Origin of the sequence: Prevotella sp. CAG:255, assembly GCF_000431195.1 — a bacterium.
GTDB classification, from domain to species: Bacteria; Bacteroidota; Bacteroidia; order Bacteroidales; family Bacteroidaceae; genus Prevotella; species Prevotella rara.
The window spans coordinates 1-9,918 of the sequence record NZ_HF986829.1 but is presented as its reverse complement, the minus strand read 5'-3'; the positions used below and the strand labels follow the sequence as shown (position 1 = coordinate 9,918).

General features: G+C 49.6%; 7 protein-coding genes and 1 pseudogene. 3 read left to right on the top strand and 5 right to left on the bottom strand.

All coding sequences use genetic code 11. The annotated features are described in order from the left end of the window. Positions 1-750 (top strand): hypothetical protein (locus tag QVO66_RS10265; RefSeq protein WP_288172810.1); only part of this gene is annotated, 750 nt, incomplete at its 5' end. 27 nt (positions 751-777) lie between these two features. Next, positions 778-1,677, top strand: a complete 900-nt coding sequence (locus tag QVO66_RS10260; RefSeq protein WP_053398794.1) for a hypothetical protein — start codon at positions 778-780, stop codon at positions 1,675-1,677. Between the two features lie 784 nt (positions 1,678-2,461). On the opposite strand, the gene QVO66_RS10255 is transcribed toward QVO66_RS10260, so the two are convergent. The 3 genes from QVO66_RS10255 to purL all read right to left on the bottom strand — a co-directional run bounded on the left by QVO66_RS10255 (position 2,462) and on the right by purL (position 7,484). Further along, positions 2,462-3,037: a chromate transporter gene (locus QVO66_RS10255; RefSeq protein ID WP_021855401.1), complete on the bottom strand. Its 576-nt coding sequence runs from the start codon at positions 3,035-3,037 to the stop codon at positions 2,462-2,464. A 44-nt stretch (positions 3,038-3,081) separates the two neighbouring features. Further along, positions 3,082-3,627 carry a chromate transporter gene (locus tag QVO66_RS10250; protein WP_021855400.1) on the bottom strand — a complete coding sequence of 182 codons (546 nt, stop codon included), beginning with the start codon at positions 3,625-3,627 and terminating at the stop codon, positions 3,082-3,084. Between the two features lie 155 nt (positions 3,628-3,782). Next, a complete protein-coding gene (purL, locus tag QVO66_RS10245) occupies positions 3,783-7,484 on the bottom strand; it encodes a phosphoribosylformylglycinamidine synthase (RefSeq protein WP_021855399.1) in 3,702 nt (1,233 codons plus the stop codon). 526 nt (positions 7,485-8,010) lie between these two features. Here purL and QVO66_RS10240 point away from each other — a divergent pair. Next, positions 8,011-8,643 (top strand): hypothetical protein, encoded by a 633-nt coding sequence (locus QVO66_RS10240; protein WP_021855398.1) that lies wholly within the window; start codon positions 8,011-8,013, stop codon positions 8,641-8,643. Between the two features lie 196 nt (positions 8,644-8,839). Here the strand turns inward: QVO66_RS10240 and QVO66_RS10235 are convergent, their stop codons facing one another. Continuing rightward, on the bottom strand, positions 8,840-9,715 hold the full coding sequence (locus QVO66_RS10235; protein ID WP_021855397.1) for an energy transducer TonB: 876 nt from the start codon (positions 9,713-9,715) through the stop codon (positions 8,840-8,842). Beyond that, positions 9,712-9,918, bottom strand: a pseudogene (locus tag QVO66_RS10230) (radical SAM protein); the annotation flags it as partial. The pseudogene QVO66_RS10230 and the gene QVO66_RS10235, both read right to left, overlap by 4 nt.

The following is a 9,918-nucleotide window of genomic DNA, read 5'->3' as shown; positions in this document are numbered from 1 at the left end:
TCAGCAGGAAGCACAAAAATATCTGTCTACGGCAGCGACGGCAAGAAGTTTAACCGCACATACGAGACTAACTTTGTTGACGGACAGGAGATTGAGCGCGTATATGTAACGTCACCCTTCATTCCGCAAAGCCTCAACCGCAAGAAGAGCAAGCCCAGAAGCCACTATCCGCTGTTCTTCATGGGCTTCAGCCAGCTTGCCGGAAGCGTGATGGGCACGGGAGGCAACGCCGGCATGCACACACGCGACTCAAAGTCGTGGGAATATGGCTTCACGCTGACAAGTCTGGCCTTCAGAATAACCAATCCGCTGGCGCTTACATCGGCGTTTCAGATAGGTCAGGTGCATCATCACTTTCAGGACAACTACGTGCTGTCTACAACCGACGGCATAACCTCCATGAGGCAGATTGAGGGCGAGACGCTCAAAAAGAGCTACATAAGCTACACCTTCATCCGCATTCCGGTGATGTTAGAGTGGCAGAAGCGCACCGGCGGCGCTGATATGTTCGCGGCAATAGGTCCGTCTGTCGAACTGCGCTGGAACGACCATTCGCGCTACTTCATCGGAAAGAACAAGACCACCGAGACGGGCGACATAAACATGAATCCCGTAGGCCTCAACCTCGACATACGCGCCGGCTACGGCTGTCTGATGATCTATGCACGCACGGCTCTCACGCCGCTGCTCAAGACAAGCGTTGCACCCAAATGCTATCCCGTGTCGTTCGGACTGGGCATACGTATATAACACAAACAATAACCCTAAAACACATTAATGATGAAACTGCTATTCTTATTTACGGCACTCATACTTTCTGCCACAGCATACGCCGAGGAGGCCAACGACACTACGTTCAACGTGAAAGACAAGAAAATAGTTGTAGACGTGCAGGACAGCAAAACAATAGTGAAAGTTTACGACAACAACGGTTTTCAGCTTCTGAAAACACGTGAAATGGAGTACGTTAACGGTCAGGAAGTGGAGCAGGTTTATGTAGGTTCACCGCTAATTCCTACTGAAAACCTGCAGAACCTGAAATTCCGCTCATATCTGCCGACTATATGGTATGGTTACAACTATATGGGCAACAAAATAGGTTCTACAAAAAATGAGGGCATATACAGCCGCAGAAGCAAATCGTTCGAAATAGGAATAACGCCGTGGTCGTTTGCCCTGCCATTCGACAAGAGCAATACATTAGGACTGGTTGGAGGCGTTCAGCTAACATGGGTACACATGTGTTTCGACAAGAACTATGCAGCAGGCATGCAGGGCGACAGGCTCGACTTCACCAAACTTGACATGAAGGCATCAGGCAACAACATGAATTACGGAACACTGCGCATACCGTTGATGCTGTCTTTACAACATGACTATCGTTCATATTGCATGAATCTCGGAATATCCGCAGAGGTGCGCACTAATGGTGCTTACCGCTTCTCTCCTGCAGCAGGCAGTGCCGCACCGAATGTCCCTGACGCCATAAGACTTAACCGTTTCGGACTTAACCTTGAATATTCTTTTTGTTTCATGGGTATATATATGGGAGCGTCAATGTCCTTAACTCCGTTGTATAAGACAATAACAAACAATAAGGCTTATTATACTTCCATTCATATGGGCATTAATCTGCCGGAAATGATACGTTATTTTAAAAGCGACAAGAAGAAATGACAAACATCAGATATGACGTAACAATATAAAGACATTAAAGAGTTTTTCCGAAATACCACAAATCTAATTAAGTAGGCTTATAACAGGACAATGCTTCATGTTCCGGCAGACATTAAAAAATCTGCCGGAATTTTATTTTGTCGCTATATATTCATCCTGACTATCGGCACTTAACATCAATCATTAAGCATACGGCAACGCAAAAACAAATAACATACAATGGCGCATAAAGTCAACAGGCAATAGCGATAACACGGGCTATAGCCAACTAAAAACAGGTGTTGGCCTGCATGAAGTCAACCCAAAGCAGGAATATAAAGCGTAATTATTTTTCTTTAAAAACTCATCACTCGTCACATCAGCACATAACCTTCTGATTTACAAAGCATTAGAGTGTGACGAGTTGAGATTCCAACTCGTCACGCAAGCCCTGCTGTCTCCGGCGGTGACGAGTTCCAAAATCAACTCGTCACACCATAACAGTCTGACAGACAACGCATTAAACCATGATGTGACGAGTGACGAGTTTTTAACAAAAACTTTTTTGCTTATGCTCTTTGCCGCCATGTTACATGGCGCAAAAAGTAGCCTTTCATACTGCGAAACATGCCTTTTCATAATGCAAAAGGGCACCTTTGAGTATGTAAAAAGCTACCTTTTGCAATGCAGTTGATAGTGTTTTGCGTAAAGAGGAATCTGTATTTACGTAAATCATGCAATAAAAAAATCCCCTCAACTCCTCAAAACCGAAGAGCCAAGGGGATATTATCTCAAACTATGTTTATCAGTATAACAGAATCAGTCCGGCAAAACCGCTGTAGCATATCATGCGTATCGGATTGATCTTGAAATGCCACGTGCCCACCATGGTTGCCACAAAGAGGAAGCAACTAATCCAGAACTGCCAGGGATTGACAGACGGGGCACTGAAGTTCTCGGGAGTCATAAGCAGCAGAGTGGCAGCGCCGAGCAGTCCGACAACGGCAGGACGAAGGCCTGAGAATACGCTCTGAACCGTGGGCGTGTTCATATATTTCATGAACAGGCGCGATATCAGAATCATTAGTATTAGCGACGGCAGCACCAGCGCAAAGGTGGCTGTTACGCTGCCGAGGATAGACATCCAGTAGCCGTAGCCGGCATTGTGAACGGCAGTATAGCCGCAGTAGGTGGCCGAGTTGATGCCGATAGGGCCCGGCGTCATCTGACTTATGGCCACGATGTCGGTAAACTCGCCCGTGGTGAGCCATCCGTGATTGTGCACCACCTCGCCCTGAATGAGCGAGAGCATGCCGTAGCCGCCGCCGAAGCCGAACAGACCTATCTGAAAGAACGTTATGAACAAATACAGGTAAATCATAAGAATATGCTCTTTATTTGGTTCGTCATTTTTTTAGATTAATGTCACTCCGTAGGCTTTATATACTTGCCGTAGACATAGCCGCCGATGCCGGCAATGAGGATAACAAGTATGGGCGAGACGCCGAGCAGCCATATAGCCAGCGCACCGGCAATGGGTATCCAGCAGTTAGTAAGAGTGATCTTGGCACTCTGTCCCAGCTTGAACGTAGGCACGGCTATGAGAGCCACAACAGCCGGACGTATGCCGCGGAAGATGGCCGCAACCACCTTGTTGTCCTCAAACTGATGGAAGAACATGGCTATGGCCAGAATGATAAGAAACGAGGGCAAGGCTGTGCCCAGACTGGTACACACGGCGCCCTTCACCTTCTTCATCTTGTAGCCTATAAACACGCTCACGTTGATGGCGAGCACGCCCGGACAGCTCTGGGCTATGGCTATGATGTCGAGAAAGTCTTCCTTGCTCACCCACTTCTTCTTGTCGACCACCTCCGACTCTATTATAGGAATCATGGCGTAGCCGCCTCCCAGGGTGAACAGGCCTATCTTGAAAAAAGTCTTGAAGCTCTCTAAATAAAAGTTGCTCATCCTTGTTTTAGTTGTTTAAAAACGAAAAGTAAAAAGACACGCGCTCCGCCTTGTCCGGCCTTTGCCGCACCGCCTTACAGTAAAGGCGCCACGGGCTGTGCTGACGGCCGTCATGACAGGGCTCTTGTCTTTTTACTTTTCAGCTTGCTTGTTTATTATTTGTTCTCTTCAATCCACTTGCGCGCATTGACAAAGGCCTCAATCCACGGCGTAACGTCGTCGTTGCGGCGGTCTGCCGGATACCATGCGTTCTGCCACGGGAAGATGGCGCGCTCAAGGTGAGGCATCATTGCCAGATGGCGTCCGTCGGCTGAGCAGATACCTGCAACGGCATAGTCAGAGCCGTTGGGGTTGCCCGGATATTCGGCATAGTTGTATTTTGCAACAACATTATATTTGTCTTCGCCCTCAGGCAGATAGAATTTGCCTTCTCCGTGAGCCACCCATATGCCCAGCTTGTTGCCGCTCAGCGAGCCGAACATTACGCTGTTGTTCTGCTGTATGTCAAGGCTGAGGAACGCGCTCTCAAACTTGTGTGAGTCGTTGTGCAGCATCTTTGCCTTCTTTTCGTGCTCAGGATTGATGAGGTTAAGCTCAACCATAAGCTGGCAGCCGTTGCAGATGCCGAGCGACAGGGTGTCCTTGCGGGCATAGAACTTGTCGAGAGCCTCCTTAGCCTTCGGGTTGAAGAGGAACGCTCCTGCCCATCCCTTGGCAGAGCCTAACACGTCAGAGTTAGAGAAACCGCCGCAGAACACAATCATGTTGATGTCCTCGAGAGTCTCGCGACCGCTGATAAGGTCGGTCATCATCACGTCCTTAACGTCGAAGCCTGCAAGATAGAGCGAGTAAGCCATCTCGCGCTCGCCGTTGGTTCCCTTCTCACGTATTATGGCAGCCTTGATGCCTGTGCGCTCGCGGCGGTCGGCCGAAATGCCATACCGCTCGAGCTTGCCTGTGAACGAGTCGTTGAACTTCATCTCCAGCGGCTGTTTCTTATAATTTTCATGACGGGCGTCGGCACATCCGTTCATGCTCTGGTCGCGGTCGAGCAGATATGAAGTCTTGTACCATACGTCACGCAGAGCGTCGATGTCAAATTCGTGGTTGAACGCACCCTTGGTAACCTTCAGTGTGCGTGTGCCTACAGCCGGCTTACCTATCATGGCGTAGCTTATGCTGTTGTTGTCCATTATGGTCTTGAACTCTTCAGCATCCTTGTCGGCAATCTGAACGATAACGCCGGGGTTCTCTGCCATAAGAATCTTAACCATGTCGTCGCCGCCAATCTCTTTCAGGTCGATGTCCATGCCGCCCTTGGTGTTGGCGAAGCACATTTCGAGAAGAGTGGTTATCATACCGCCGGCGCTGATGTCGTGACCTGCCATTACGAGGTCTTTCTTGATAAGCTCCTGAACGGTGTTGAACGCGTCGCGGAAGTATTCGGGATTCTTCACTGTAGGAACGTCGTCGCCTACCTTGCCGAGGCTCTGTGCGAAAGCACTTCCGCCCAGACGCTGCTCGTCGAACGAGAAGTCGATGTGATATAGGCTCGACTTGGCGTCGTTTACTACAACGGGAGAAACCACCTTGCGGATGTCTGAAACCTCACCGCCGCTGCTGACGATAACTGTTCCCGGGCTGATAATCTTTGTTCCGTCGGGATACTGCTGACTCATTGAGAGAGAGTCTTTACCTGTAGGAACGTTCACCTTGATGTCGCAGCAGAAGTCTGACAGAGCCTTGACTGCGCTGTAAAGACGTGCATCCTCGCCTTCCTGTGAGCGGCAGGGCCACATCCAGTTGGCAGAGAGGCTTACGCTGTCGAGACCGTCCTCGAGAGGAGCCCATACGATGTTGGTGAGCGACTCGGCCACTGACAGCACGCTTCCTGCCTCGGGCGAAGCCAGACCTGCCTGAGGAGCGTGTCCGAGGGCTGTGGCTATACCCTTGCGTCCGCGATAGTCGAGAGCTACGACGCCGCAGTCAGACAGAGGCAACTGTATTTCGCCCTGACACTGCTGGCGCGCAATCTTACCTGTAACGCTGCGGTCAACCTTATTTGTGAGCCAGTCTTTGCAGGCAACGGCCTCAAGCTGCAGCACGCGGTTGAGATACTCGTCGAGCTTGTCCTGGCTGTAAGTTACGTTTTCATAATGGCGCTCTACGGTCTTGTCCACCATATATGTCTTTGGTGAATGACCGAACATCTGAGCAACGTCGAGGTCGAAAGGCTTAACGCCGTCGCCCTGAACGAACGAGAAGTGAGCGTCGCCTGTAGTCTCGCCTACTACATACAGCGGGGCACGCTCGCGCTCAGCTATCTTGCGCACGTGTTCAATATGTTTTTCGTCAATGAGCAGACCCATGCGCTCCTGACTTTCGTTTGCTATAATCTCCTTGCTCGACAGTGTCTTGTCGCCTATAGGCAGCTTGGTCATATCTATCTGACCGCCGCACTCCTCAACGAGCTCTGACAGACAGTTAACGTGTCCTGCAGAACCGTGGTCGTGGATGCTGACAACCGGGTTGACATCTTCCTCGCACAATGCACGTACAAGGTTGTAAGCACGCTTCTGCATCTCGGGGTTGGCACGCTGAACGGCGTTAAGCTCAATGCCGTTGCTGTAGCGGCCGGTGTCTACAGAAGAAACACTTCCGCCGCCGAGACCGATGCGATAGTTATCACCGCCAACAACAACAATTTTGTTGCCCTTCTGCGGCTCCTTCTTCAGGCAGTCGCGCTTTGTGCCGTAGCCAACGCCGCCGGCAAGCATGATAACCTTGTCGTAAGCATATTTCTCGTCGCCTTCCTTATGCTCGAATGTAAGCACAGAACCAGTGATCAGCGGCTGACCGAACTTATTGCCGAAGTCTGACGCACCGTTAGAAGCCTTGATAAGAATCTGCTCAGGTGTCTGATACAGCCATTTGCGCACGGGCAGGATGTCCTCCCAGTCGCGTCCGCCGTCGATGCGCGGATAAGAAGTCATGTAAACGGCTGTTCCGGCGATAGGCCATGAACCTACACCACCGCCCATACGGTCGCGAATCTCACCACCCGTACCGGTAGCGGCACCGTTAAACGGCTCTACGGTTGTAGGGAAGTTGTGTGTCTCGGCCTTCAGAGAGATAACGCTCTCGATGTCCTTAACACGGAAATAGTCAGATGTAGACTGGTCTTCCGGGGCAAACTGCTCGATAACAGGACCCTGTGAGAAAGCCACATTGTCTTTATATGCACTCAGAATTTTGTGCGGATTCTCTCTTGTCGTCTTCTTTATCATGTTGAAGAGCGACGACTCCATCTCCTTGCCGTCGATGATGAACACACCGCCGAAAATCTTATGGCGGCAGTGCTCAGAGTTGATCTGTGCGAAACCGAAGATCTCAGAGTCGGTCAACGGGCGACCAAGCTCTTTCTCAATCTTGTGCAGATACTCAATTTCCTCGGGCGACAGCGCCAGACCTTCCTGCTCGTTGTATTCCTCAAGGTTGTCAACGTGCTTGATTGGTTCAGGCTTGTGGTCAACAGTGAAAATGTTCTGGTCCAGTCCGTCGTACATGCGCTGCAGCATGGGGTCATGGTCGGCATCCTTGCTGCTTACGGGGAAGTATTCCTCTATACGCGAAATGCCGTTCAGATTCATGTTTTGTGTAATCTCAACGGCATTTGTGCTCCAGGGGGTAATCATCTCGCGGCGCGGGCCTACGAAATATCCGCTGAGGCAGTTGTCTTCTACGAGTGTGGCATCGCCATAAAGCCAGCACAGTTCCTTTATTTCCTCGTTATTGAGCTGATGGTCAGCTTCGGTAGCAATAACGCTTTGTGATGGAGTTCTGAAAAAAAGAATCATATTTACGGTATATAATTGTTTGTTCTTGAAAGATATTCAGCTGCTCTCCTTGGCCGTCCGGCATAAAATATTTCGAGATGCAGCTTTTCTTGTGCAAAGAAAATGCAAATCGAGAGCAGAATCGTCAAGCTCGCTTGAACGTTATGCCGAGATGCAGCTTTTCTTGTGCAAAGATAATGCAAATCGGGGGCAAGACAAAATAAATTCATTGATTTTTAATGGTTTTGGCTGTTTAATCATAACGCCGACATACCTTTCATACTATTGTTGCCGGCAACTGCTTTGCACGCATCGGCTGGGCACCGGCTAAATGTAAGCTTCTTTCAGACGCAAAGCAACGCCCGGCGATAAGTTATAAAGTGTTAACAATTTGTTGAAATTGCAATGCGAACGGTTTAAATTCATATATTTGCAGACAAATATGAACGACCGTTCGGTTTTGTTTGCCGCATATGGTCAACACGGTAAAAACACTTTAGAGAAAGACAAAGAATATTTATTGTTTAATTAAAAAAATTGAGTTATTATGAAAAACTTACAGAGAGTGCTTATGCTGGCCCTCGCAGCCATAATGATTACGGCGTGCAGCAAGTCGGGGCTGAAAGATCTGACAGGGGTGAAAATGGACACGGAGAGTGCTGTTGAAAAAGCCAAATCAATAGCAGCCGACAACATCAAGCCCGACCAGTGGAAGATAATCAGCGTGTCGTGGACCGAAGGCATGGGACGCGACGAACTTTCTAACAACGTTTCTATTTTTACCTATGAGATGGTTGACAAAGACGGACGCGTGTGGAACCAGTCGTTCATGTCTGACCTGGGCTGGAAGGCAACAGAGCTTACTGACGCAGGATGGGAGAAATGGCACAAAAATCTCAACGCCAAAGACGTGCCTGCCATAGACATGGCCAACCTTAACCCTGCCGAAGTGATGAAGGACATTGAGGCTGCAAAGGCACTGATACCGGCCGAATTTGAGTTTAAGTCGATGGACAGCTACACGATGAACACATACGACGACCCGAAAGTTTCAATAAAACTCAACGTCATCGAGAAAGGTAAGGAGACCGTAAGCAATGCGGGACAGACCTCAACGGTGTTCTATGAACTCGACTTCAGAAAGAACGCCAAAGGAAAGATGGAGCTTGTAAAACCATAACAACACATACAGCCTTGCGGAAACTTGACAAAGAAGATGCCGCAAGGCTGTATTTTTTCCGGCAGACCGCAATATAGAAAAAATTATACCTCACAAAAACAAAGCCCATAAATTGTTCCGGCACAATAAAGACATCTGCTGCAGGCACAGCTTCTGATTACATGTTTGCCTTTTATTAATCTATCTGCAAACCAATTTATTGCTGCATCTTGTCCGGTTGCACATCGTCCGGATAAACACGGAATATTATCGGTATGGTGTATCTTGCATCTATGCATTTTCCGTTACGCTTACCGGGATTCCAGCGCGGCATGCCTTTCACCACGTCAACGGCTACGCTGTCGAAAGCATCGTTAAGTTTCTTAACTACCTTAACATCGGCTATGCTGCCGTCTTTCATAACTGTAAACGAAACTACGCAACGGCCTGCCGACAGGGAGTCGACCTTCAGGTTGCGCTCAGCCATAATAGAGTCTACCGACGACTTGACATAATCTGCCATGGCATTAACGCCTCCCTTAAACTGGGGCATCACTTCGTTTATCGCGCCAAACAATTGCCAGTCGTCTTCAGCCATAATAGAGTCTACCGACGACTTGACATAATCTGCCATGGCCTTGACGCCTCCCTTAAACTGCGGCATAACTTCGTTTATCGCGCCAAACAATTGCCGGTCGTCTATATCGGCAGACAAGCGCGGCTCTGCCTTGCCGCTGTTGTGCATAACCTTGATTGTGTCAACATTTTCCGCAGCCGGATTACGGCTTGACACTTCCGCCGGCTGACAACCTGAGTGGCATGAGCCACAGCCTTGCCCTGCTCCGCCGCTGCTCTGTGCCGACGCCGTAAGCAGTCCGGCTGAAAGTCCTGCTAGCACCACTGCCCTGCCTGCGGCACGGCGCATGTCGAGCTGACGCCATAGAGCAGCCGCCTCGGCCTCGCATCGCGGACAAGTGCCGCTGCAGTCGCCTTCATAACGGCATTCAGCTGCAACATATTCTATACCGTTCGCCTCGGCTATACGGCGGCGTATGTCTTTCAGTATTCCGCAAATTTCCTTTCCCCGTGTCATGGTATTTCATAATTAAATTTGTCAAAATGTTCAAAGCCCATATCCCTTAACCTGGCTTCTGAACTTGCGCGGTCGGCATCGGTGTTATATCCGGGTATGAGCGGAAGCCGTATCACGCACCGCCCTGCCCTGCCACCACCGGCTATAAGCGAGAGATTATCTATTACCTGCGCATTGTCGTGCCCCGTGTAGCGGCGGTAGAT

Excerpts from the sequence above, each read along its gene's own strand:
- QVO66_RS10250 (WP_021855400.1), bottom strand. The coding sequence starts at position 3,627 with ATGAGCAACTTTTATTTAGAGAGCTTCAAGACTTTTTTCAAGATAGGC.
- QVO66_RS10260 (WP_053398794.1), top strand. The coding sequence starts at position 778 with ATGATGAAACTGCTATTCTTATTTACGGCACTCATACTTTCTGCCACA.
- QVO66_RS10240 (WP_021855398.1), top strand. The coding sequence starts at position 8,011 with ATGAAAAACTTACAGAGAGTGCTTATGCTGGCCCTCGCAGCCATAATG.
- QVO66_RS10255 (WP_021855401.1), bottom strand. The coding sequence starts at position 3,037 with ATGATTTACCTGTATTTGTTCATAACGTTCTTTCAGATAGGTCTGTTC.
- purL (WP_021855399.1), bottom strand. The coding sequence starts at position 7,484 with ATGATTCTTTTTTTCAGAACTCCATCACAAAGCGTTATTGCTACCGAA.
- QVO66_RS10235 (WP_021855397.1), bottom strand. The coding sequence starts at position 9,715 with ATGACACGGGGAAAGGAAATTTGCGGAATACTGAAAGACATACGCCGC.